The sequence below is a fragment of the Mammaliicoccus sp. JADD-157 genome, from assembly GCF_049310805.1.
GTDB classification, from domain to species: Bacteria; Bacillota; Bacilli; order Staphylococcales; family Staphylococcaceae; genus Mammaliicoccus; species Mammaliicoccus lentus.
Genome location: NZ_JBMOVZ010000003.1, coordinates 127,101 through 152,834, shown reverse-complemented (window position 1 = coordinate 152,834; position 25,734 = coordinate 127,101). Strand labels below are relative to the sequence as shown.

Sequence of the window (25,734 nt, the reverse complement as noted above, 5' to 3'; positions counted from 1 at the left end):
ATAATTAAAAATTCTTACAATATTGTAAATCATAAAGTTGATTCATGCTAAGGTCTTGTACATTTTTAAAAGGAAACTATTATTAAGGTAAAGGGGGATTTTCCAATGGTTAAAGGTGTAAAAATTGTAACAATAGGTGGAGGAAGTAGTTATACTCCAGAATTGATGGAAGGTTTTATTAAAAGGTACGAAGAGCTTCCAATAAGAGAAATTTGGCTAGTAGATATAGAATCAGGTAAAGAAAAATTAGAAATTGTAGGTAAAATGGCTCAAAGAATGTGGGATGCTTCTCCTTACGATGTTAAAGTTCATTTAACAGTCGACCGTAAAGAAGCCTTGAAAGGTGCTGATTTTGTGACGACACAATTTAGAGTGGGTGGATTAGACGCTCGTGTGAAAGATGAAAGAATACCATTATCTTACGGCATGGTAGGTCAAGAAACGAATGGTGCTGGTGGTATTTTTAAAGCATTCCGTACAATTCCAATTATTTTAGATGTTGTAGAGGACATGAAAACACTTTGTCCTAATGCATGGTTAATTAATTTTGCGAACCCAAGCGGTATGGTAACTGACTCAATCATTCGTTACGGTGGCTGGGAAAAAGTTATTGGCTTATGTAACGTTCCAGTAGGTGCTATGATGGCTGAACCTGAATTATTAGGAAAAGATATAAATGAACTAATTTATTCATTTGCCGGTTTAAATCATTTTCATTGGCACCGCGTAAAAGATACTAAAGGTGTTGATGTAACTTCTGAAATTATTGATAAAATGTATAGTAATGATTCAGGAATTCCAGCAAATATTCATGATATACCATTCTTCAAAGAGCAACTTAAACAAATGAATATGATTCCTTGTGGGTACCATCGCTACTATTATAGAACTGAAGAAATGCTTGAGAATATGCTAGAAGAATACAATGATGAGAAAGTAGGAACGCGAGCACAGCAAGTTAAAAAGAGTGAAAAAGAATTATTCGAATTATATAAAGATGTTAACTTAGATCACAAACCAGAACAGTTAGAACAACGTGGTGGCGCTTATTATTCAGAAGCAGCGTGTGAAACGATTGCATCTATCTATGCTAATAAAAATACACATATTGTTGTTTCTACTAAAAACCAAGGATCTGTACCAGATTTATCACCAGAAGACGTGGTAGAAGTTTCAGCTTATATTGGAGCAGAAGGTGCACGTCCTATAGCATTTGGAACATTCAAACCAGCAGAAAAAGGTTGGTTACAGTTAATGAAGAATATGGAGTTAACTGTAGAAGAAGCGGCAGTAACAGGAGATTATGGCTTAGCGCTACAAGCATTTACTATGAATCCACTTATACCAAGTGGAGAAACAGCTAAGCGCGTTCTAGACGAACTATTAATAGCACATAAAGAGTATTTACCACAGTTTGACAATAAAATTACACAACTTTTAGAAGAAGGATGCACAATTAAAGATGAAGTTGTATTAGAATTAAATAACCAATCGTTACCTTTATAGTGTTTTCTGTAAGTATTTAATCAATAAAAAAATAAATCTATTGAAATCCCAGGGAGTGGGACAGAAATCTCATTTTAATAAATAGATTTCATAGTCCCACCCCGGCAAGGGTGACTAGGGTTGGAAAAAGCTTGATATAAGCGTATTTTCAATCCAGTCAACTACTGCCATTATAATAAAAGAGGCTGAGACATGTATTTATGTCCCAGCCTCTTTTAAGTTTAAAATAATTGTTCACAAAAAGTTCACTTACGAGCAAATTTTATTCTCTCTATACTATAAAGATATAAATAGAAAAGGATGATAAATTTGCCAACAACTAGAAAAGAAAGTATACAATTCGGCTTGATAATGTGCTTTGGTATGGTGTTAGTAATGAGTATATATAATCTTTATATTAATGGAACAATTGGGGAAATTACTTTTATAGAAGGAATATCTGATTTTGCAATAGGATTTGTTATTGCATTTATATTAGATATGTTCATTGTAGGACCTAACGCTAAAAAGATAGCATTTAAATTAACAGCAAATACAAATAAGAAAATCTATACAGTCTTAGCAATGTCCATATGTATGGTTTTAGGAATGGCATTTTTAATGTCTATTTACGGCTTAGTTTCTACTTACATTCATATTGGATATACTTCGAATTCAATGATTATAGACTACCTTTCGATATTTGGTAAAAATTTAATCGTAGCATTACCATTACAAATTATTGTTATGGGCCCACTAGTTCGTTATATATTTACTAGGTATATTCAAGTGAATAGAATGACTATGGAAAATTAAGAAGGAAGCGAGTCAGAAATTTTTTTAGGAAAATGAGATTTCTGTCGACTCCTTTTTGGAAAGAATATATAAAAGCTAGAGATTATACTTTTATTGGATTAATTATGACAATAATCCAAATAGAGCCAATTTAGTTGGATTAATTAAGTCGAAAATCCAATAAGAGCCAATTTAGTTGGATTAATTAAGCCGAAAATCCAATAAGAGCCAATTTAGTTGGATTAATTAAGTCGAAAATCCAATAAGAGCCAATTTAGTTGGATTAATTAAGTCGAAAATCCAATAAGAGCCATTTAGTTGGATTAATTAAGCCGAAAATCCAATAAGAGCCATTTAGTTGGATTAATTAAGCCGAAAATCCAATAAGAGCCATTTAGTTGGATTAACTAAGACAATAATCCAAGTAGTCCACCTTTTGTTGGATTAACTAAGCCGAAAATCCAATAAGAGCCAATTTAGTTGGATTAACTAAGCCGAAAATCCAATAAGAGCCATTTAGTTGGATTAATTAAGGCGTAAATCCAAATAGAGTATCTTTTTCTTCGCGCTCAAAACAACAAAAGCTGAGACATCAATAAATGTCTCAGCTTTTTAACCTTCTTTAATCTATATATCGTTTTAAATGTTTTGCTGTAAATGAATCGTCTACATCTAATATACCTTGTGGTGGACCACTATATAATATATGTCCTCCGTTCATGCCGGCTCCTGGTCCTACGTCGATAATCCAGTCTGCATGGGTCATCATAGTTAAGTTATGTTCTATGATGATAACTGTATTACCTTGTTCTATCAATTGTTCGAAGCATGACAACAGTGTTGGTATATCGTCTTCATGCAATCCTGTTGTTGGTTCATCGAATACGAATATTTCATCAGTTGCTGATTGATCAAGGTATCTACTTAACTTAACTCTTTGTATTTCACCACCTGATAGTGTATCGAGTGATTGTCCTAAAGTCATATAATGTAGTCCTGTTGCCTGTAAATGGTTTAAGCGACTATAAATCTTGTGATTATGACTGAACATATCAATACCTTCTTCAACTGTTAAAGCTAATACATCGGCTATTGAATATCCATTTACTTTTGCTGCTAACACTTCAGGTCTATATCGTGTACCTTTACATACTTCGCAAATTTGTGAAAAGTCAGGCATAAAAGCTAGTTCTGTCTTGATGACGCCTTTACCATTACATTCGGGACATGCACCTTCTGAATTATAGCTAAACATGCTCTTTTTCAATCCAGTTTCATTACTATAAAACTCACGGACTTCATCAAATAAATCCATGTAAGTTAATAAATTAGAACGGTTAGATGCATGAACAGGTTTTTGATCTATAAAAGTTGTGTCGTTACGATTATAAAGTCCTGCTTTTAATAAGGAACTTTTGCCTGAACCTGCAACACCTGTCAATACAGATAAAATGTTCTTAGGAATATCTATAGATATATTTTTTAAGTTATTGTTATTAATGTTTTTTAGATGGATAAAGTTTTCTGGTTGTCGAATGTTCTTTTTAATATGATGAGATCGGTTCAGAGCTTTACCTGTTGCAGTATGTGTATCAAGCAGTTCTTGATATGTACCGGTAAATGTAATTTCGCCACCGTGCTTTCCAGCTTCTGGACCGATATCAATTACATGATCAGCGATACGAATGACATCTGGATCATGCTCGACTACTAATACAGTATTGCCTTTATCTCTAATTGATTTCATAATGGCGTTAATTTTTTCAATATCTTCAGGGTGAAGTCCTACACTTGGTTCGTCGATAATATATACTAAATCAGTTAAAGGACTGTTTAGATGACGGATTAATTTAATTCTTTGTGACTCTCCTCCTGAAAGAGAAGGTGTTTGACGGTCTAGTGTTAAATAATTAAGTCCAACGTATGACAAAGCTTGTAACTGTTCACGCAATGGTTTAATGATGTAGTTAGCTTTTTTATCTTGAATATTTTCAAGGAATGTAATAGCTTCATCTATCGGTAATGCTGTGAAGTCTGTAATGCTTAAGTTGTTAATTTTACAGCTTAACACTTTTTTATTAAGACGTTTACCATCACAAGTAGGGCATTTATGTGTTGTAACAACCCTGTTCACATCTTCTAAAAAGCGTTTTTTCTCAAAATTATCATTTAATAAAAATGAACGTCTAAAACGGTGTATTAAACCTTCGAATTTGGCAGTTTTTGGCCAATTATCAGGTGGATTTTTTAATTTTTTAGGTTTTGTATATAAAAATGTATCCATTTCTTCTTTTGTATAATCTTTTAGCTTTTTATCGTTATCGAATAGACCACTGTATAAATAACGTTTACCTCTCCAGCTATCCGGACGAAATGATGGGAACTTAATTGCGTCTTCATTTAATGACTTGTCATAATCCAGTAGTTCATTTAAATCTATATCTTCAACATATCCTAGTCCTTGGCAAGTTGGACACATACCACTCGGGTTATTGAATGAAAATACACTTGAATAGCCAACAAATGGCTCACCAATTCTTGACCATAACAATCTAACAGAAGCATAAATATCTGATATAGTACCGACTGTTGAACGAGAATTACCGCCTAATCTTTTTTGATTAATGACCATTGCTACTGGCAAGTGTTCTATTTGATCAACATCAGGTTTTTCATATTGTGTTAATTGATTTTGTATATAACTTGAATATGTTTCATTTAGTAGCCTTTCAGACTCAGCAGCTAATGTGCTAAAGACTAGAGAAGATTTACCTGAACCTGAACGACCAGTAAACACTGTTAATTTATGTTTAGGAATATCGATATTTATGTTTTTTAAATTATTTTGATTTGCACCATGCACGCGAATATAAGACATAAATTTCACCTCAATATAATTGTACCCTTTTGTGTTTAAAACGAAAACTTCTGCTTAAATTGATGTACAATGAAGTTATATCATAAAATAATGTTAGCGATTACAAAGTAAAGGAGTATATGTATGTGGATTGATATTACGCAAAAATTATCAAACGAAATTGCACACTGGCCGGGGGATGAGCCTTTTAATTTTGAATTGTCTGCTACTAAATCAGAAACGGGCTCGGTAAATATAGGGAGTATTTCTACAAGTACTCATATTGGAACACATATGGATGCGCCATTTCATTTTGATGATGAAGGCATAACGATAGATCAAATTGATGTAAATCGATTAATAGGCGAGGCTACATTGATAGAAGTTTTTGAAGAGAATTTAATTTCTCGGGAAATACTTGAACAGTTTGACATTAAAGGGACTATTATCATGATTAAAACAAAGCATGAAGCGAAATTAAATATTTTTCCTGAAAATGTACCTGTACTAACTGAAGATGCGATTGCTTACTTATCAAGTATTGGTATTAAAGTGTTTGGTATAGACGTCCCTTCAGTAGATGATATAGATTCTAAAACATTAGATAATCATCACGCTTTTAATAAATACGATATTATCAATATTGAAAATTTATTATTAGAAGAAGTATCAGCTGGCTATTATCATTTCATAGGTTTACCACTTAATTTAATGGGAGCAGATGGTTCGCCGATTAGAGCAGTTATTGAAAAGAGAGGGGAATAGGGATGAATAATTTTCAAGATGATTCAATCAAAGGGGAAAGTGTAAAGACAGATTTTACAGAAGATATGACTTATAGTGAATATTTAGGTCTAGATAAAGTTTTATCAGCACAACATACATTAACAGATAGTCATGACGAAAAATTGTTTATTATCGTTCATCAAGTTTCAGAATTATGGATGAATCTCATAATTCATGAAATTAATTCTGCATGTGATGACGTTAAAAATGATCAATTTAAACAAGCGTTTAAAAAGTTAGCACGAGTAGGAAATATACAAAAACAACTCATTCAAGTATGGGAAGTATTATCTACGATGACACCGAGTGATTATTTAACGTTTAGAGATGATTTAGGTAGTTCTTCAGGATTCCAATCTTACCAAAATAGAATGCTTGAATATAGCCTCGGGTATAAAACGACACATGCGCTTAAAATATATGAAAAAGATGCTAACATATATAATTTGTTAAAAACACAGCTTGAAAAACCAAGTATATACGATGAAACGATTAAAGCTATAAACAGAGCTGGTTTTAAGATTGATGAATCAGTATTAAATAGGAAAGTGACAGACAATCATGTTTCTAATGAATCAGTGAAAGAAGCGTTTAAAGAAATATATTTAAATGCAGAAACATATTTTGAGTTATATGAATTACTAGAGAAATTAACGGATGTTGAGGATAGATATAGTCAATGGCGATTCCGTCATATGAAAACTGTGCAGAGAATTATAGGATTTAAAGTAGGAACTGGTGGCAGCTCTGGTGTAAATTATTTAAAACGTGTTATAGATCATAGCTTCTTTCCAGAACTTTGGGAACTTAGAACAGAATTGTAAAAACAATAACAATTGCCGGAGTGGTACTACCAATCTGGGGCATAAATAAATGTCTCAGGCTGGTAGTTCCGCTCCCTTCTTATTTCAAAAAAATTTATGAATTGCTCATTTCGCTGTCTTTAATATCAGTTATAAACATATGTCCTGGAGCATGTGTAATCATAATTTCTGGTTTAGCTTGAAGTGCGACAGATTGAGGTGTAACACCACATCCCCAAAATACAGGGACCTCATTATTTTTAATTGTTACAGGGTCACCAAAGTCTGGGGTGTTGATATCTTGTATCCCAATTTCACTAGGGTTTCCTATGTGAATAGGTGTGCCGTGAACATCTTTAAATTGCGTTGTGATTTCTGTTGCTTTAATCGCATCTGCCATTGTCATTGGTCGCATACTTACAGTTATATTACCTTTGAAAACACCGCTTGTTGACGCCGGAATATTTGTAATATACATGGGTACATTATGTTTTTCTTCGATGTGTCTCATTGGAATGCCTGCTTCTATTAAAGCGTGTTCGAACGTAAAGCTACATCCTATTAAGAAACTCACCATATCTTCTGTATATAAGTTCCTAATATCTTGATATGTATCAACTAACACACCATCTGTATACATTCTATATAACCCTACATCAGTTCTAATATCAGCATCTTTACCATATTTTTTAAATGAAGTTGAACCTTCTTCTGAAACATCTAATAACGGACATGTCTTAGGATTTCTAAAACAAAACTTCAAAAAGTCATAGGCGTACTTTGATGGTAAAATGACGACATTTGCTTGTACATAACCTTTAGCCATCCCGCTAGTAGGCATTTCTAATTCACCACGTCTTATTAAACTTCTTATTTCATTCGGTAAAGCGTTTTGTAAATCCATCACTAAATCCCCCTTGAATCTTAAATGTCTTGTATATCATATTATAACATTTTCTCTTTATATGATTGAGATGAATGACATATGGTAAAATGTTTGAGGATGAGAAACTAAATTAAAAATAAAAATATAGGGTGCTATTATGTTAAATTTATTTGTATTATTACTAGAAAGAGTAGGGCTCATTATACTTGTCGCTTACATCTTAATGAATACATCATATTTTAAAAATATGATGGGAGAGCGTGAACAATGGTACGTTAAATGGAGACTTATCATAGTGTTTTCTTCATTTGCCTTGTTATCTAACTTTACAGGTGTAGCTATTAATAATGGCGAAGTGGTTTCAAGCATGATTTACCTTCATCTAGGACCAGAAGTTTCACTGGCGAATACACGTGTATTAACGATAGGTGTGGCAGGTATGATCGGCGGACCATTCGTCGGTTTATTTGTAGGTGTATTATCAGGTATATTTAGAGTTTATATTGGCGGAGCAGATGCATATACTTATTTAATTTCATCTATAGTTATTGGTTTAGTGGCTGGTTATTTCGGCCAAAGAGCGATGAAATCTAAAGGGTATTTATCTGTAAAACAAAGTGCTTTAATTGGTGCATCTACAGAAGTTATTCAAATGATATGTATTCTTGTGTTTTCCTCACAAAAAGCAGATGCACTAGAACTTGTTCAATTGATAGCATTACCTATGATTATTATTAATGGACTGGGAACAGCAATATTTATGTCCATTATTGTTTCAACTGTAAAACAAGAAGAGCAAATGAGAGCTATTCAAACGCAAGATGTATTGAAACTCGTCAATCAAACCTTGCCTTACTTTAAAGAGGGATTAACAGAGTTTTCAGCAAACGAATCTGCTAAAGTGATTAAAGATTTAATGAAAGTTTCAGCTGTAGCTATTACAAATAAAACACATATTTTAGCGCATGTAGGGGTTGCTAGTGATCACCACACTCCAGATAAAACAATCATTACAGATTTATCTAAAGCCGTAATTGACACCGGTCAACAAAAAGAAGTGTATTCTAGTAAAGAGATAGGGTGCCAACATCCTAACTGTCCACTGGAAGCGGCAATCGTAATACCTCTATATATACAAGGAGATATCGTAGGAACACTTAAACTTTATTTTACTGATTATCATGATTTAACATTCGTTGAGAAACGTTTAGCTGAAGGATTAGCGAAAATATTCTCGAGCCAATTAGAACTTGGTGCTGTTGAAACACAAAGACAATTACTTCAAGACGCTGAAATAAAATCATTACAAGCACAAGTCAATCCACATTTCTTCTTTAATGCTATGAATACAATTTCTGCATTAGTTAGAATTGATCATGAAAAAGCAAGACAACTATTATTACAAATGAGTCAGTTTTTCCGTTCTAATTTGCAAGGTGCAAGAAATAACACAATTACAATTTCTAAAGAACTTGAGCAAGTTAGAGCATATATTGCGTTAGAACAAGCAAGGTATCCAGACCATTTTATTATTGAATGTGATATTCCTGAGCAATATGAATCAGCACTTGTACCACCATTTGTAATTCAAATTCTTGTAGAGAATGCAATTAAGCATGCTTTTACAAATAGAAAAGATGACAATCGAATATGGGTAGAAGTCACGAGTGAACAACATAAAATTAAATTATCAGTGAAAGATAATGGTCAAGGCATTCCTGAGGAAAAGTTGGGGACAATCGGTAAAGTAATTGTAGAATCACAGTCGGGAACAGGTAGTGCACTTGAAAATTTAAATAAAAGGCTAATCGGTTTATTTGGTCCAACTGCAGAACTTAGCATTCATACTAGTCATTTAGGTACCGAAGTCCAAACTGAAATACCGTATAAACATATAGAGGAGGATATGTAATGCAAGCATTAATTGTAGATGATGAACCATTAGCACGTAATGAATTAAAATATTTACTTAATCAAATTGGGTCATTTAGTGATATTAAAGAAGCAGAAAATGTTGAAGAAACATTAGAGCATTTATTATCAAATGATTTTGATGTGATATTTTTAGATATTAATTTAATGGAAGAAAGCGGACTAGATTTAGCTAAAAAAATTAATAAAATGAAACATGTTCCACATATTATATTTGCAACAGCTCATGATACTTTTGCTGTACAGGCATTTGAATTAGAAGCTACTGATTATATATTAAAGCCTTTTGAAAAGGCACGTATTGAACAAGCTGTAAATAAATTAACTAGTAGTGAACAACAATCAGTAGTTGAACAATCCAATCATGACGGAACTGAAGTGTTACCTATTGAAATTGATGATCGTATTTACATTTTAAATATAGAAGATATTATAGCGATATCCGTCAATCAAGGTGTTACAACAATTAACACGACAGAAACAAAATATGAAACAAACGAATCACTCAGTTATTATGAAAAGAAACTGAGCCATGCCAAATTTATCCGTATCCACCGTGCTAGTATCATCAATAAAAAGCATATTCAGTCAGTAGAACATTGGTTTAATTCCACATACCAAGTGACGTTAACACATGGTATAAAATTACAAGTAAGCCGATCATATATGAAGTTGTTTAAAGCGGAAATAGGGTTGGTGTAATTTGGACATCAACTTATTGTAACTCACACATTAAATATTGCATCTCGGGATGAAAACGCTTTATTTAATAGTTTTCATATTAAGATAACCTTAAGAGATAAATACAGGAGGTTGTCGTTATGAAACAAGTTAATAACTTCTTTCAACAAGTATTAACGATATCAATCATATTATTGATATCACATATTATAGAAAGCTTTATGCCTATACCAATGCCAGCATCAGTAATCGGGTTAGTATTGATGTTTGTTGCACTTACTACGAGAATTGTGAAATTAGAACAAGTAGAAGCGGTTGGTACAGCGTTAACGAATAATATAGGATTTTTATTCGTACCAGCAGGTATTTCCGTTATTAATTCACTGGGTGTTTTAAGTTCAAGTCCAATTTTAATTATTTTATTAATAATCATTTCCACGATTTTATTACTTGTTTGTACAGGAATATTTTCACAACTTATTATGAAACCAAGTGAAAAAACTGCTAAACAAACTAAAAATATTAAACGTAAAAGAGTGGCAGGTGATTACGCATGATGGAACATTTAGGCGTAAATACACCATATTTCGGAATAGGTTTATCAGTTGTCGTATTTTTATTAGGAACACTATTATTTAAAAAAACAAATGGATTTTTCCTATTCGCACCTTTATTCTTCAGTATGGTAGTAGGTATTCTATTTTTAAAAGTTACAGGCATACCATATGAAAATTATAAAATCGGGGGAGATATTATTAACTTCTTCCTTGAACCTGCAACAATTTGCTTTGCGATTCCTTTATATAAAAAGCGTGAAGTATTAAAGAAACATTGGCATCATATTATGGGAGGTATAGCAGTAGGTACAGTCTCAGCATTAGTTATCATCTATATTGTTGCGAAAGCTTTCCAATTCGGTGATGATATTATCGCTTCAATGTTACCACAAGCTGCAACAACAGCGATTGCTTTACCAGTATCTGAAGGTATTTCAGGCATTAAGGAATTAACATCACTTGCAGTTATTTTAAATGCAGTTATTATTATGGCATTAGGTAATAAATTGCTGAAACTATTCAACATAACAAATCCAATTGCACGTGGTTTAGCATTAGGAACAAGTGGACATACATTAGGTGTTGCTGCTGCGAAAGAATTAGGAGAAATAGAAGAATCAATGGCCAGTATTTCTCTCGTATTAGTTGGTGTAGTGGTCGTAGCAGTTGTACCAATATTTGTACTGCTGTTGCTATAAGTTAACAAGTTTGGATTATAAATCCTAACTCAAAATAAATAAGCATATCACTTAACTGATTATTTCAGTTTGAAAGTGATATGCTTATTTTTATGAAAGTTAAAGATTTTATTCGTGCATGCCTGCCTGGGGTATAGCTCGAGCCTGTAGTCTCTCACGCATACTATTTCCTTGGGCGTCAGCACTTCACAAAATTGTTAGTGAATCCAATAAGTAGTACGATTCTTAGTTTATTTGCTCATACAAGAATTATTTTATGTTCTTTCTACTAGTATCCATTTTGAAATGATAAAAGTTACAGGAACAGTTATGACGAGACCTATGAATGGTGCGAATATTTCACTTACATGTAGCCATTGTACAAAAATGTATAACAATAAAGTTTGTAATCCCATATTTACTATTTGAGTTAAAGGGAATTGTAAAAATTTCTTAACTGTTGGCTCAACATGATATACGAAATAACAATTTAAATAAAATGAAATTATAAAGCTTAATATAAATGCTGTAATATGACTCAATAAATAATTGAATTGTAGTATTTTTAATAACAATAAATAAATCCAATAATAGTTAACTGTATTAATGCCGCCAACTATGATAAATCGGACGATCTCGCCGTATTTTTTGTACATAAACAGTTGCTCCTTATATTAACAGAAATTGTTATACGACTAACCCGCGCTTATTACTATATTGTTCATATAATTGATTTTGTGCTATTTCTTCTAGAATATCAACGACTGTTAATACTTCTTCGTAACTTGTATATAGTGCAGTAGGCGCTAGGCGAATGACGTTAGGTTCTCTAAAATCAGGAATCACGCCTTTGTCTTTTAAAGCTAAACTAATACGATAAGCTTCATCATGTACAAGGCATACATGACCTCCACGTAAATAATCTTCTCTTAAATTTCCAACTGCATATCCATATTTAGTTAACTTCTCATCTATTAAATACATAAGATATGAAGTGATATGTAGCGATTTAGTTCGAATAGCATGCATGCCAACTTCATTGAATATTTTCAAAACACCCTCAATAGGTGCCATGGAGAATAAGTTTGGTGTTCCTATTTGCCAACCTGAAGCATCTTGTTGATGTTCAAATTCATGTTTAAGCTGGAATTGAGTTTCATCTTTATTTCCAAACCAACCTGCAAGACCAGGAATTTTTGAGAAATGTTTTTTATTAATATATAAAGCTGCTGTTGAGCCTGGACCAGCTGATAAGTATTTGTATGTACACCAAACAGCAAAGTCGGCATCTACTCGTGTTAAATCCATATCAAGTGCACCAATTGCATGACATAAATCCCATCCGATAATAATATTACGTTCTTTTGCTGCCATCGTGATTTTTTCCATGTCTAAAACTTGAGCACTACGATAAAGTACAGTAGGTAATAAAATGAGAGCAACATCGTCAGTCATAGCGTCGATTAAAGCATTTTCGTCGATATAAGAACCATCAATGCTTTCCACAACTTTAACTGCGTCTTCAGGATTAAGTCCTTTCAACTTCACTTGGCTATCAACTGCATAACGGTCAGTAGGGAAATTTAAGTCATCTACTAATATTTTATATTTATCTTTAGTTGGTTTATAAAAAGTGCTAATCGCTTGGTGAATATTAGAAGTCGTACTACCAACAATAACAACTTCATCAGCCTCGACACCGATTAAAGGTGCCATATAAGAAGCGATATGTTTAGAATAATGATAGTATTTGCTATCATCTGTATTCCAAATTTTGATACCTTCCTTTTTCCATACTTCTAGAACATTGAGCAAGGCTCCTTCCGCATCTTTAGAAGCTAAACCTAATGAGTTTCCATCCATATAAATTTCGTTAGGTTGTATGTAAAAACGGTCGCGTAAGTAATGCAACACATCTGCAGTGTCTAATGCTTTAGCAAATTCCTTAGTTGTATTAAATGATGTATCCATTTGGTTCATCCCCTTATATATGATTCATGATACTTTACATCAATTGTATACTTTCATTATAAAACGTACAAAGATAATGACAATATAAATAAAATCTCCCAATCTGAAAGTTAGAAGACTAACGGATTGAGAGATTTTATTTATATTAGAATGTTTCACCTAAAGCTTTAGCACGTTTGATACCATCAGCTTTAATTTCTTCAGCTTTGTTAGGTTCAGCATTATGTCCTTCAACGATTAGGCTATCAACGTCAGTAATACCATAGAAGCCCATCATTTGTTTGATATAACGATCACCCATTTCTAACTCTGCTGCAGGACCTTCTGAATAATATCCTCCACGTGCTTGGATATGTAATGCTTTTTTATCTGGTAATAAACCAACAGGACCTTCAGCAGTATATTTAAATGTTTTACCTGCTACTGAAACAGAATCTAAATATGCTTTCATTACTGGAGGGAATGAGAAGTTCCAGAATGGTGTTACGAATACATATTTATCTGCATTTACGAACTGATTACTTAATTCTTCTAGACGTTTAACTTTCCCTTGTTCGCCTTCTGATAAAGCTTCAAATTCTTGACCCGATTGTAGTTTTCCCCAACCAGCAAATACATCCGCATCAATTTGAGGAATATATTCATTATATAAATCAATGTGAACAACTTCATCATTTGGATTTGATACTTTGTAACTTTCAATAAAAGCTTTAGCTGTAGCCATTGAGAATGATACTGTGTCATCGTGTGGATGAGCTGTTATAAATAATACTTGTGACATATAAAATCTTTCCTTCCCGTAATAAAAATTAAACTAACTATAAATAGTATACTCAAAAAGATTTTTTTAGCAATAGAATTAATTTATGAAAAACAGTGATATTACACTTATTTAAATATTATTTCATGAAAGTTGATTTTAATTACTTATTTATAGGGGGTTAATATGATTCGTCCGATATTATATTAATAAAATTATGTAAAACTTTTGACTTTAGTTATAATTTAATTAACATATGGTATAACTAACACAAAACAAAGGGATGGTAGTAAATGAGAAAAAAATTATACATAATGCGACATGGACAAACGCTTTTTAACGAAAAACATAAAATTCAAGGTGCTAGTGATTCGCCATTAACTGAATTAGGAATAGAACAAGCAACGATGGCGAAAGAGTATTTTGATAAAGAGAACATTCAATTTCAATCGTTATATTCATCTACTCAAGAAAGAGCTTCAGATACACTAGAAATTATTTGTCCAAATAGACCATACACGAGATTGAAAGGTCTTAAAGAATGGAACTTCGGCTTATTCGAAGCGGAAAATGAAATGTTAAACCCACCACATAAAGAAGGAGAAACATCATATGGAGATTTTTTCGTAGCGTACGGTGGAGAATCAAGTGTAGATGTACAAAAAAGAATGAGCAAAACATTATTAAACGTTATGAACACTGATGACGCAGAAACAATCCTAGCAGTAAGTCATGGTGGTGCGATGTTTATGTTCATACAAGACTGGTTGCCAATAAAATCAGTACAAAGAATAAAATTTAGTAATTGTTGCATATTAGAGTTTGAATATGAAGACGGACAATTCAAATTTCTAGATGTCATTAATCCAACAGAAAAATAATTCAAGATCAGAGAAAAGGCTCTTATTGGATTAATTAAGTCGAAAATCCAAATAGAGTCCCTTTTGTTGAATTAATTAAGTCGAAAATCCAATAAGGGCAGCTTTTGTTGGATTAATTAAGGCGTATATCCAATATGATAAAAAAGGCTGAGACATTTATTTATGTCCCAGCCTTTTTTCATGCAAATATACTTTTATTTTATTGATGGTATATAGAATCTTGAGTTTTCGTAGTGGAATGTGATGTCAGAATAGTCGAATGGTACACCTGTGCTTGTGTAGAATATTTGAGTGTATTCTAATGATGGTTCTCCTTCGCTTAATTCTAATTTTTCTGCTTGGTCTTTAGAGAGTTTGTCTACTTTAAAATAAATATCTGTAAATCCTACTTTTACTTTAAGATTATTTTCGATGTAATGAAAAATAGACCCAGTTGCAATTTCCTCATTCATATATAGCACTACATTTTTATTGAAATATGAAGTTTCTATACAGAATACTTTTCCATCCACGTATCTTATACGTTCTACGTAATATACCGTTTCATTTTCGGGTATTTTTAGCTGATTTTGTATATAAGATTCTGGCTTTACTTCAGTGACTTTTAAGATTTTACTTGTAACATCATGTTCTTTTAAATCATCAGAGAAGCCGTCAGCTGTAAACAGGTTTAAATACCCGTCTCTCTTTGGATTCCTTACATAAATGCCGCTTCCTCTAGCTTGATAAATCATGCCTTCTTTTTCTAGATTTTTCAGTGCATTAATGATTGTACTTTTACTTACATCATATTCTGTTTTTAATATTTCGACGCTCGGTAATTTATCCCCAGCTTCGTAATGTCCATCTTCAATAAGCGATGAGATGCGAGAAGCAATCTGTTCGTATTTAAGCATATTAATCCCCACTTTTATTATATTACCTATAATTATAGCATTTGTATAAGTAAATACACCAACTAAATTTGTATGGTACTTTACAAATTGTATCGGTATAATTATAATGTAAGTGTATACAGAGTTGACTAAAAAATAATCGAGGTGTCAATCATGGCTAATAAAAATGAAAAAATCGCTCAAGAAATCTTAGATGCTATAGGTGGCGAAGGTAATATTGTAAAGAGCACGCACTGTGCCACACGCTTAAGAGTAGTATTACAACGTTCTGATCCATCAGCTAAAGAAAAAGTTAAGAAAATAGACGGTGTTGTTACTGTTGTTGAAAATAATGGACAGTTTCAAATTGTAATCGGGAATAACGTCGGAGAAGTTTATAAATATTTTGAAGCTTTAACTGGGAAATCAAGTAACGAAGAAAAAGAAACAGAAAATAAGGGTAGTGTTTTAAACAGAGTTATTGCAACGATGTCTGCCGTGTTTGCACCGTTTATTTATATACTCGCAGCAGCAGGTATTCTTCAAGGTTTACTTATTTTAATTAATTTAATTATTCCAGCATTTGAAAAGACTGGAACGTACGAAGTATTTAACTTTATCTCATGGGCACCATTTACGTTCTTGCCTATATTTATTGCCATTACGGCGTCTAAACATTTTAACGTAAATACATATATTGCTGTTGCTTGTTCAGCAGCATTAGTTACACCAGAATTAACAGGTATTATTGATAGAATTGGTGACGGAGAAACAGTTAGATTTTTCGGAATGCCTTTGACTGAAACATCATATACGTCATCAGTATTACCACCGTTACTATTAGTATGGATTTTATCTTATTTAGAAAAATACTTAAATAAAGTGATAAATGATGTTATAAAACCATTATTTGTACCATTTTTAGCTATTATCATCATGGTACCTTTAACATTATTAGTAATTGGACCGATTTCAACAGTTGTCGCACATGGAATCGCAAACGGTTATAACTCACTTGTTGAAGTGGCTCCTTGGTTAGCTGGAGCTATTATCGGTGGTGTATGGCAAGTCTTTGTAATTTTCGGTGTGCATTGGGGTATTACACCGGTTGTTCTTGCTAACTTTGAACAATACGGTAGTGATTCATTCCAAGCGTATCAAACTATAGCTGTAATTGCTCAAGTAGGTGCTGTAGTTGGTGTCCTTATTAAAGCGAAGAGCCAAGAAATTAAACGAATATCCTCTTCAGCTGGTATTACAGGTATATTCGGTATTACAGAACCATCTATTTACGGTGTGAACTTAAGATTTAAGAAACCATTTATTATCGCTTGTATTAGTGGTGCAGTAGGTGCATTTGTAGCTAGTTTCTTTAATCCTAAATATTATGCTTATGCAGGGTTACCAGGACCGATAACTATTGTGAATGGTTACAACGCGGATAATGCTGGTTCCATTTGGGGTATCTTAATTGGTTCAGCTATAGCAGTTATATTACCAATTATCTTGATACAAGTATTTGGATATGGTGAAGATACAACTGAGCAAGTTGAAGATGCTGATGTTAATAATTCAAATAAAGTAGCAAATAACGAACAGTTAGAGGTTTCACTGTCTGCGCCAGTTTCAGGAAAGCTTGTTAAATTAGAAGATGTGCCAGATCCAATATTTTCAGGTGGCATGATGGGATATGGTGTCGCAATAGAACCATCACATTCTTCAATTAATAGTCCTGTAGAAGGTAAAATCACTATGATTGCACCTACAAAACATGCGATTGGTATTGATACTTTAGACGGTGCAGAGATATTGATTCATATCGGCTTAGAAACAGTTGAATTAAAAGGTGAAGGCTTTGAAGTACAAGTCTCAGAAGGAGACTCGATTAAAATAGGAACACCACTAGTAAAATTTGATAAAGAAGCAATAGTAGAGAAAGGCTATAACACAATTACACCTGTGATTGTAACGAATAGTGCAGAATTTAGTGAAATTATGCCTGTCGATGCTACAGATGTAGAAGAAGGGCAAACAATTTTAAATATTATTAAAAAATAAAGGAGAAATTCATTATGACTAAATTAGATAAAAACTTTTTATGGGGTGGCGCGTTAGCTGCAAACCAATTTGAAGGTGGGTATGATCAAGGCGGTAAAGGTTTGAGTGTACATGATGTCATGACAGCGGGTGAACACGGTAAAGCAAGAGAAATCACTGAAACAATTAAAGATGATAAATTTTATCCAAATCATGATGGTATAGATTTTTACAATAGATATAAAGAAGATATCGCTTTATTCGGTGAAATGGGATTAAAATGTTTACGTACATCAATAGCATGGACGAGAATTTTTCCAAATGGTGATGAAACAGAACCAAATGAAGAAGGCTTACAATTCTATGATAATATCATCGATGAGTTGTTAAAATACAATATTGAACCAGTATTAACATTGTCACACTTTGAAATGCCGTTACATTTAGCGCGCGAATACGGAGGTTTCAGAAACCGTAAAGTTGTAGATTACTTTGTCCGTTTTGCTGAAACAGTGTTTAACCGTTACAAAGATAAAGTGAAATATTGGATGACATTCAATGAAATTAATAACCAAATGGATACGAGTAATCCAATATTCTTATGGACGAATTCTGGTGTAACATTAGCAGAAGATGAAGATCCAGAAGAAGTATTATACCAAGTTGCTCATAATGAATTAATAGCAAGTGCTTTAGCAGTATCAAAAGGTAAAGAAATCAACTCAGACTTTATAATTGGTAACATGATTTCACACGTTCCAATTTATCCATATTCATGTAACCCGAACGATATTATGGAAGCTGAAATCGCAAATCGTTTAAGATTCTTCTTCCCAGATGTGCAAGTAAGAGGTTATTACCCAGGTTATGCTTTAAAAATGTTCGAGAAAAATGGTTACGACATTAAGTGGCAAGAAGGCGACGACGAAATCTTGAAAAATGGTACTGTAGAATACATCGCATTTAGTTACTATATGTCTACAGTTGTAAAACACGATGAAGTAACAAGTGTTGAAGATAATGTGGTTAATGGCGGATTACCAAATTCAGTGAAAAATCCATATATTAAAGAAAGTCAATGGGGTTGGGCTATTGACCCAGTTGGTTTAAGATACACATTAAACGTGTTATATAACCGCTATCAATTACCATTATTTATTGTTGAAAATGGCTTTGGAACAACTGATGAATTTAAAGAAGATGGAACAATTGATGACCAAGAACGTATCGACTACTTAAGAGAGCATATCAAAGCTTCTATACAAGCAGTAGATGAAGATGGCGTAGACTTAATGGGTTATACACCTTGGGGTATTATCGATATCGTATCATTCACAACTGGAGAAATGAAAAAACGTTACGGTCTAATTCATGTTGACCGTGATAACGAAGGTAACGGTACATTAAAACGTACTAAGAAAAATTCATTCTACTGGTTTAATAATGTGATTAAGACAAACGGTGAAGAACTATAATTAAAACGTGTAAATTAAATATGAAGTTAAAGAAGAGCTAGGGGTATCTCCTAGCTCTTCTTTGGTACGGAACATTAAAAAGCGAGTGCTAATTCTGTTATTGGATTAATTAAGGCGAAAATCCAATAAGGGTCCCTTTTGTTGGATTAATTAAGGCGAAAATCCAAATAGAGTCCCTTTTGTTGGATTAATTAAGTCGAAAATCCAATAAGGGTCCCTTTTGTTGGATTAATTAAGTCGAAAATCCAAATAGAGTCCGTTTTGTTGGATTAATTAAGTCGAAAATCCAAATAGAGTCCGTTTTGTTAGATTAATTAAGTCGAAAATCCAAATAGAGTCCCTTTTGTTGGATTAATTAGGACGAAAATCCAAATAGAGTCCCTTTTGTTGGATTAAGCAGGGCATAAATCCAATTAATGTGTTTCACCTAATGCTATTTTGATATCTTCGTCACTTTCATTAATAGCACTGATAGCGGCTTCTAACCCTTTGGCAATATTTTCGATGGACATTGATGGTTGTTTTGGTTTGTTGACGACTTGTTCTGGTGTGTATGGTACATGGATAAATCCGAATTTTAAATCATTGTAGTATTTATCTGCTATATAGCCTAATTGGTACAAAATATGATTACATACAAATGTACCTGCTGTATTAGACAACCTTGAAGGGATACCTCTATTTCTAATAGTGATGGTCATTCGTTTTACGGGTAGTGTTGAAAAGTAAGCAGTTTGTCCGTCTGTTTGTATAGGTTCATCGATAGGTTGATTGCCTTCGTTATCTGGAATTCTAGCATCGTCTAAATTGATACCAACTCGTTCTGGTGTTAATTCAAATCTTCCACCTGCTTGTCCAACTGCTAATACAGCATCAAAATGATCTTGTTTTAATTGCTCTAATACTATTGATTTTGATTTATGGAATACTGTTGGTATTTCTAGTTTTATAATTTCATTGCCATTAATTTTTGTAGGTAATAAATTGACAGCTTCTAATGCTGGATTAATATTTTCGCCACCGAATGGATCAAATGCTGTGATTAAAATTTTCATGATTATTCGCCTCTTTATAAATCGATATTTTATTTCATTATAGATGGACTCATGTTAATTTCAAAACGACATTCATTTTAATATGCTCAAAAGGTTGAATTATTAAACAGTATTAATTCATAATTAAGCTATAGAAGTTAAATATTATTTTAGAATAATGTTTTAAATAAAGGAGTACTTAATATGACAGAAAGAAAATTAGTCGCTGAAAAATCAATCGATGTAAACGTCTATGATATCGACGCTATGGGTATAGTGAGCAATATAGTATATATAAAATGGTTTGAAGATTTACGTAATGCATTTATTGATCAATATATGACGATTTCAGAGATGATGAAATCTGATATCTCGCCTATACTTATGCATACAGAAGCGGATTACAAAGCGCCGTTAACGATTCATGATAAACCAGTAGGTCGTTGTTGGTTAGTAAAAGTTAGCAAAATGAAATGGGAATTAGAATTTGAAATTGCTACTTCTGAACAAGTGCATTGTACTGGTTATCAAAAAGGTGGTTTCTATAATGTTGTTACCGAGAAAGTTGTGAAATCGCCAGAAATCTTTTTAAATATCTAAGTGAGGTCTAAATGATGAAATCGAGTATAAATGATTTAAACAAACCGATTGCTGTTTTTGACGCTGGTATTGGAAGTTACGCAATAGTAACATTACTAAAAAAAGAATTTCCTGAACAAGATATTATATATTTAGCAGACCGTAATCAATTTCCATACGGATATAAATCAAAAGATGATTTAAAAAAGGTAATAAGAAGTACATTGACGTACTTAGAAAATTGGAGTCCCAGTTTAATCGTTGTTGCTTCTAATGCACCTTCTATTACAGTTCTAGATGATGTTAAAGATGAATACGAAACTGAAATTTTAGGTGTTTATCCACCTATAAAAGAAGCGATAGAAAAATCAGCATCAAAGAATATTGGTGTTTTAGGTGTTCAATCACTAATAGAAAGTGATGAAATGCTTCAATATATTGAACAAGAAGCGACAAGCGATGCGACAGTTCAAACATATAATGCATCAACTCTAGTTGAACTTGTAGAATCGGGCGCATTTTTATCAGATAAATATCGAACATTAATTACAGTTAAACGCTTTATGGATAATATAATTGAACAAGATGAAAAAATAGATGTATTCACGTTGTCATCAACACATCTGTCATGGTTATATAGTTATTTAAAAGAACTGTATCCACATATTCAATTTATTGATTCAGCAAATGAAATCATAAATAAAGCTAATATATATACATCTAAAGGTACAGGAACGATTAAAGCACTTGTCACAACAAACGAAAAATATACACTACAAGAATTTAAAAAGATGCTACAAAACTTCAATGTACAATTAAATTTAGAAGAAATTGAAATATAACAGGCTGGGAAAAATAACTTCCTAGTCTGTTTTTATTATATTGGCAGTAGCTAACCGGAAGCCATATATACTCCGATAGTATGAATTTAATGGAAAAGTGACAAAATTCAGACATTTTTATTTTTAAATTAATTTTCTGTGATAAAATTTTAAGGTGTATATAAAAGGGGAGGGTGGTAGTTTTGAAAGTATTTATTAAATTAGGTTGGTTTATTAAAGCTGAACTAAAAAATTATATTTTAGGTATTTTTATTCTTTTATTAGTTGCTTTAATTGATTTATTACCACCACAAATAATTGGACGAGTAATTGATGGGATTACACTTCAAACATTAACGGGAAAAACGCTTATAATTTACCTCGTCATATTAGTAGTTGCGGCAATCCTTACATATATTTTCCGGTACTATTGGAGAATTATGATATTTGGGGCGAGTATGAGGTTGGGGAAAATATTAAGATCTAATCTTTATCATAAATATACTTCGATGAGCCCGTCATTTTTCCAAAAGAGACGTACAGGGGATTTAATGGCGCATGCAACAAATGACATTAGAGCAGTACAAAACACAGCTGGTTCTGGTGTGTTGACGATAGCTGATTCTCTTATAACAGGTGGGTCTGTGCTCATAACAATGGCAATTACAGTTGATTGGCGATTAACACTTATCGTTATGATACCTTTGCCAATTATGATTGTATTAACTAGTTATTATGGTAAATTGCTGAACAGAGGTTTTAAGAAGGCCCAAGCAGCCTTTAGTCAGCTGAATGATAAGACACAAGAAAGTATAGCCGGGATTAAAGTAACAAAAACTTTCGGTTATGAAAAAGATGACCAAGAAGATTTTAAAAAATTAAGTGACGATGTTGTTTATAAAAACTTAAAAGTTTCTAAAATTGATGCGTTATTTGATCCGACAATAATGTCAGTAATAGGCGTGAGTTACTTTTTAGCGATTTTCTTCGGAGCTAGAATGGTGATTCAAGATGATATTACAATTGGACAACTTGTTACATTCACAACTTATTTAGGCATGATGGTATGGCCATTATTAGCTCTTGGCCTGTTCTTTAATATTGTACAAAGAGGGCACGCATCATATGAACGTATTAATGAAATAACAAATGTGAAAAATGATGTTGATACAAATGTAGAAACAGAAACAATTCCTGAAGGGGATATTCAATTTGATATTGATACATTTCACTTTCCGGATGATGATAGTTTAGCACTACGCGATATAAAATTCACAATTTCAAAAGGTTCTACTATCGGTATTGTAGGTCGTACTGGCTCAGGAAAAAGTGCTATCATCCGTTTGTTATTAAGAGAGTTTGATACTGCACAATCTAGCGAAATTAAATACGGTAGTAAGCCAATTCGTTATTATGACATCAGTCATTTAAGAGCTCAATTTGGATATGTACCTCAAGATCATTTCTTATTCTCTACTTCAATTAGAAACAATATTGCTTTCAGTAACCCTGAAATTGATAATCAATACATCTATGAAGCGAGTCGATTGAGTTATATTCATAATGATATTTTAGCATTTCCGGAAGGGTATGACACAGTAGTTGGAGAACGTGGTGTTTCTTTATCAGGAGGACAGAAACAAAGAATTTCGATAGCACGTGCTTTAATCATGAATCCACCTGTGCTTATTTTAGATGATTCATTGTCGGCAGTTGATGCTGAAACGGAAGAACATATTTTAGAAAATATGCAAAATGTCCGCCAAGGTAAAACGAATATTATTACTGCACACAGAATGAGTGCGGTGAGCCATGCTGACATGATTATCGTTATGGATAAAGGTACGATTATCGAAAGAGGTAAGCATTCAGAATTGATGGCAAACAAAGGATGGTATTACGAAACATATCAAGCACAAGCATTACATGAAGAGCTTGCGAGTAGCTTAGATGAAATAGCGAAAGGGGATGAAGAAGATGGCTCAAAATCATAATTTGACAGCTAAAGATCAATTTCAAGTTTTAAAACGTTTGATCAAATATACATTCCCTTTCAAAGGTATTATTTTATTAGCATTTATCATGTTGACGATTTCAACAATAGCGAGCATTGCAACACCGTATATGGTTAAAGTATTTATTGATGATTACTTAACGCCACAAGTGTTCCCAGAAAGTGATATTACATTACTGATTGTTATATTTTTCGTCATTCAAATTGTTGGCGCTATAACAACTTATTGGAACGTATATTTATTTCAATATCTTGCATTTAAAGTAATACAACAATTAAGAATAGACGCATTTAATAAAATTGGGAAATTAGGGATGCGTTACTTTGATAAGGAACCAGGCGGAAGTATTGTATCAAGACTTACTAATGATACTGAAGCTATAGTAGAAATGTTTATTGGTGTATTCTCATCATTCTTAATGGCAATATTTATGGTCATTTCTAGTTATGTCATGATGTTTATACTTGATTTTAAACTTGCGTTAATGGCTTTAATATTCTTGCCAGTCATCATACTTGTATTAGCATTATATAGAAAATATTCAGCTATTTATTTTTCACAGGCACGACAGCTCTTGTCAGATTTGAATGCTAAATTAGCAGAATCTATAGAAGGTATGCGCATTATACAAGTATTTAACCAAGAGAAAAGATTACAAAATGAATTTAATGAGATTAACGATAAGCATTATGATTTTAATATGCGAACAGTTAAAATTGACGGTTTATTATTGAGACCAGCTATAAGCATGATTTCAATATTTGCCGTTGTAATGATACTTGGATATTTCGGAGTATTAAGTTTCTCTGGAGGCGTTACAGCTGGTGTTGTATTTGCTTTTGTACAATATATGGAACGCTTCTTTGAACCTATTAACCAAGTCAGCCAAAACTTAAACGTATTACAGCAAGCGTTAGTGTCAGCAAGTCGTGTATTTAAGCTTATTGATAACGATATGTTGGAACCAGAGCAACATGAAAACCCTAATTATCATATAACGGATGGTAAAGTTGAATTTAAGCATGTTACTTTTAGTTATGATGGTAAGACAGATGTTCTAAAAGACATTACATTTACAGCTAATCCAGGAGAAACAGTCGCGTTAGTTGGTCATACTGGATCTGGTAAAAGTTCGATTATAAACTTGTTTATGAGATTTTATGAATTCAATCAAGGTGAAATTTTAATCGACAACCAATCTATAAAAGAAATGCCGAAATCTGAATTGAAAGGTAATATCGGTCTAGTGTTACAAGATGCATTTATATTCTTTGGAACGGTCGCATCAAATATTAAACTTTATCATCCTACAATGACTTTCGAAAAAGTACAAGAAGCGGCAGACTTTGTACACGCAGACCAATTTATTAATTTATTACCTGATAATTATGAGCATGAAGTGATTGAAAAAGGAAGTGCCTTTTCAAGTGGTGAAAGACAACTACTAGCATTTGCGAGAACGATGGCGAGTGAGCCTAAAATATTAATATTAGACGAAGCAACGGCTAATATTGATTCTGAAACAGAAGCACAAATTCAAAAATCACTAGCAAAAATGCGTAAAGGCAGAACAACTTTAGCAATCGCGCATAGGCTATCAACAATTCAAGACGCAGATCAAATTCTTGTGTTAAATAAAGGTGAAATTGTAGAACGAGGCACACATGATGAACTAATTAAACAAGACGGTATTTATCATAAAATGTATTTACTTCAAAATGGTTGAAAGTAAAAACACATATCAAATATAAACATACCCCCAACCCTGCAATTTAAAATTAAACGGATTGGGGGTGTTATTTTGAAGATGATATTTCTGTCTGACAA

At 32.7% G+C, this 25,734-nt stretch carries 22 protein-coding genes; 15 read left to right on the top strand and 7 right to left on the bottom strand.

Going from position 1 to position 25,734, the window contains the following annotated elements:
• The first annotated feature begins 105 nt into the window (after positions 1-105).
• Both ACO6VN_RS09950 and ACO6VN_RS09945 read left to right on the top strand, forming a co-directional pair.
• On the top strand, positions 106-1,506 hold the full coding sequence (locus ACO6VN_RS09950; protein ID WP_422404602.1) for a 6-phospho-beta-glucosidase: 1,401 nt from the start codon (positions 106-108) through the stop codon (positions 1,504-1,506).
• A 309-nt stretch (positions 1,507-1,815) separates the two neighbouring features.
• Positions 1,816-2,301 (top strand): DUF2798 domain-containing protein, encoded by a 486-nt coding sequence (locus ACO6VN_RS09945; protein ID WP_216683500.1) that lies wholly within the window; start codon positions 1,816-1,818, stop codon positions 2,299-2,301.
• Positions 2,302-2,902: 601 nt separating this feature from the next.
• Here ACO6VN_RS09945 and ACO6VN_RS09940 read toward each other — a convergent pair.
• Positions 2,903-5,158: an ATP-binding cassette domain-containing protein gene (locus ACO6VN_RS09940; RefSeq protein WP_422404601.1), complete on the bottom strand. Its 2,256-nt coding sequence runs from the start codon at positions 5,156-5,158 to the stop codon at positions 2,903-2,905.
• Positions 5,159-5,281: 123 nt separating this feature from the next.
• On the opposite strand from ACO6VN_RS09940, the gene ACO6VN_RS09935 reads away from it, so the two are divergent.
• Both ACO6VN_RS09935 and ACO6VN_RS09930 read left to right on the top strand, forming a co-directional pair.
• Positions 5,282-5,902 (top strand): cyclase family protein, encoded by a 621-nt coding sequence (locus tag ACO6VN_RS09935; protein WP_194200489.1) that lies wholly within the window; start codon positions 5,282-5,284, stop codon positions 5,900-5,902.
• A gap of 2 nt (positions 5,903-5,904) precedes the next feature.
• On the top strand, positions 5,905-6,747 hold the full coding sequence (locus tag ACO6VN_RS09930; protein ID WP_064204640.1) for a tryptophan 2,3-dioxygenase: 843 nt from the start codon (positions 5,905-5,907) through the stop codon (positions 6,745-6,747).
• 94 nt (positions 6,748-6,841) lie between these two features.
• Here the strand turns inward: ACO6VN_RS09930 and ACO6VN_RS09925 are convergent, their stop codons facing one another.
• Positions 6,842-7,630 carry a putative hydro-lyase gene (locus tag ACO6VN_RS09925; RefSeq protein WP_422404600.1) on the bottom strand — a complete coding sequence of 263 codons (789 nt, stop codon included), beginning with the start codon at positions 7,628-7,630 and terminating at the stop codon, positions 6,842-6,844.
• A 139-nt stretch (positions 7,631-7,769) separates the two neighbouring features.
• Between ACO6VN_RS09925 and ACO6VN_RS09920 the strand changes: the two genes are divergently transcribed.
• The 4 genes from ACO6VN_RS09920 to lrgB all read left to right on the top strand — a co-directional run bounded on the left by ACO6VN_RS09920 (position 7,770) and on the right by lrgB (position 11,480).
• On the top strand, positions 7,770-9,524 hold the full coding sequence (locus tag ACO6VN_RS09920; RefSeq protein ID WP_216683743.1) for a sensor histidine kinase: 1,755 nt from the start codon (positions 7,770-7,772) through the stop codon (positions 9,522-9,524).
• Positions 9,524-10,246 carry a response regulator transcription factor LytR gene (locus tag ACO6VN_RS09915; RefSeq protein WP_194200492.1) on the top strand — a complete coding sequence of 241 codons (723 nt, stop codon included), beginning with the start codon at positions 9,524-9,526 and terminating at the stop codon, positions 10,244-10,246. The genes ACO6VN_RS09920 and ACO6VN_RS09915 overlap by 1 nt, the downstream gene beginning before the upstream one ends.
• A gap of 119 nt (positions 10,247-10,365) precedes the next feature.
• Positions 10,366-10,782, top strand: coding sequence for an antiholin-like murein hydrolase modulator LrgA (lrgA, locus tag ACO6VN_RS09910; RefSeq protein ID WP_194200493.1), 417 nt, complete (start codon positions 10,366-10,368; stop codon positions 10,780-10,782).
• On the top strand, positions 10,779-11,480 hold the full coding sequence (lrgB, locus tag ACO6VN_RS09905) for an antiholin-like protein LrgB (protein ID WP_216683742.1): 702 nt from the start codon (positions 10,779-10,781) through the stop codon (positions 11,478-11,480). Before lrgA ends, lrgB begins: the two co-directional genes overlap by 4 nt.
• 254 nt (positions 11,481-11,734) lie before the next feature.
• Here the strand turns inward: lrgB and ACO6VN_RS09900 are convergent, their stop codons facing one another.
• The 3 genes from ACO6VN_RS09900 to ACO6VN_RS09890 form a co-directional block, all read right to left on the bottom strand.
• Positions 11,735-12,115 carry a GtrA family protein gene (locus tag ACO6VN_RS09900; RefSeq protein ID WP_016999547.1) on the bottom strand — a complete coding sequence of 127 codons (381 nt, stop codon included), beginning with the start codon at positions 12,113-12,115 and terminating at the stop codon, positions 11,735-11,737.
• A gap of 31 nt (positions 12,116-12,146) precedes the next feature.
• The gene (gene kynU, locus ACO6VN_RS09895; RefSeq protein WP_422404599.1) at positions 12,147-13,430 is read right to left on the bottom strand and encodes a kynureninase; all 1,284 of its coding nucleotides are present in this window, start codon (positions 13,428-13,430) and stop codon (positions 12,147-12,149) included.
• 145 nt (positions 13,431-13,575) lie between these two features.
• Positions 13,576-14,211, bottom strand: coding sequence for an FMN-dependent NADH-azoreductase (locus ACO6VN_RS09890; RefSeq protein ID WP_064211608.1), 636 nt, complete (start codon positions 14,209-14,211; stop codon positions 13,576-13,578).
• Positions 14,212-14,483: 272 nt separating this feature from the next.
• Here ACO6VN_RS09890 and ACO6VN_RS09885 point away from each other — a divergent pair, with 272 nt between their 5' ends.
• Positions 14,484-15,071, top strand: a complete 588-nt coding sequence (locus ACO6VN_RS09885) for a histidine phosphatase family protein (RefSeq protein WP_064211609.1) — start codon at positions 14,484-14,486, stop codon at positions 15,069-15,071.
• 194 nt (positions 15,072-15,265) lie between these two features.
• On the opposite strand, the gene ACO6VN_RS09880 is transcribed toward ACO6VN_RS09885, so the two are convergent.
• Positions 15,266-15,967: a GntR family transcriptional regulator gene (locus tag ACO6VN_RS09880; protein ID WP_064204645.1), complete on the bottom strand. Its 702-nt coding sequence runs from the start codon at positions 15,965-15,967 to the stop codon at positions 15,266-15,268.
• A 153-nt stretch (positions 15,968-16,120) separates the two neighbouring features.
• Between ACO6VN_RS09880 and ACO6VN_RS09875 the strand changes: the two genes are divergently transcribed.
• Together ACO6VN_RS09875 and ACO6VN_RS09870 are read left to right on the top strand one after the other, a co-directional pair.
• A complete protein-coding gene (locus ACO6VN_RS09875; protein WP_194200497.1) occupies positions 16,121-18,004 on the top strand; it encodes a beta-glucoside-specific PTS transporter subunit IIABC in 1,884 nt (627 codons plus the stop codon).
• A 14-nt stretch (positions 18,005-18,018) separates the two neighbouring features.
• Complete coding sequence (locus ACO6VN_RS09870; RefSeq protein WP_422404598.1) at positions 18,019-19,458, top strand: 6-phospho-beta-glucosidase; 1,440 nt, start codon at positions 18,019-18,021, stop codon at positions 19,456-19,458.
• A gap of 413 nt (positions 19,459-19,871) precedes the next feature.
• Here the strand turns inward: ACO6VN_RS09870 and pcp are convergent, their stop codons facing one another.
• Positions 19,872-20,513 carry a pyroglutamyl-peptidase I gene (gene pcp / locus ACO6VN_RS09865; RefSeq protein ID WP_422404597.1) on the bottom strand — a complete coding sequence of 214 codons (642 nt, stop codon included), beginning with the start codon at positions 20,511-20,513 and terminating at the stop codon, positions 19,872-19,874.
• Between the two features lie 183 nt (positions 20,514-20,696).
• On the opposite strand from pcp, the gene ACO6VN_RS09860 reads away from it, so the two are divergent.
• The 4 genes from ACO6VN_RS09860 (at position 20,697) to ACO6VN_RS09845 (ending at position 25,633) form a co-directional block, all read left to right on the top strand.
• Positions 20,697-21,092 (top strand): acyl-CoA thioesterase, encoded by a 396-nt coding sequence (locus ACO6VN_RS09860; protein ID WP_016999539.1) that lies wholly within the window; start codon positions 20,697-20,699, stop codon positions 21,090-21,092.
• Positions 21,093-21,103: 11 nt separating this feature from the next.
• Positions 21,104-21,913 (top strand): glutamate racemase, encoded by an 810-nt coding sequence (locus ACO6VN_RS09855; protein WP_194200500.1) that lies wholly within the window; start codon positions 21,104-21,106, stop codon positions 21,911-21,913.
• A gap of 182 nt (positions 21,914-22,095) precedes the next feature.
• The gene (locus ACO6VN_RS09850; RefSeq protein WP_194200501.1) at positions 22,096-23,886 is read left to right on the top strand and encodes an ABC transporter ATP-binding protein; all 1,791 of its coding nucleotides are present in this window, start codon (positions 22,096-22,098) and stop codon (positions 23,884-23,886) included.
• Positions 23,870-25,633 carry an ABC transporter ATP-binding protein gene (locus tag ACO6VN_RS09845; protein ID WP_016999536.1) on the top strand — a complete coding sequence of 588 codons (1,764 nt, stop codon included), beginning with the start codon at positions 23,870-23,872 and terminating at the stop codon, positions 25,631-25,633. The genes ACO6VN_RS09850 and ACO6VN_RS09845 overlap by 17 nt, the downstream gene beginning before the upstream one ends.
• The last annotated feature ends 101 nt before the right edge of the window (positions 25,634-25,734 follow it).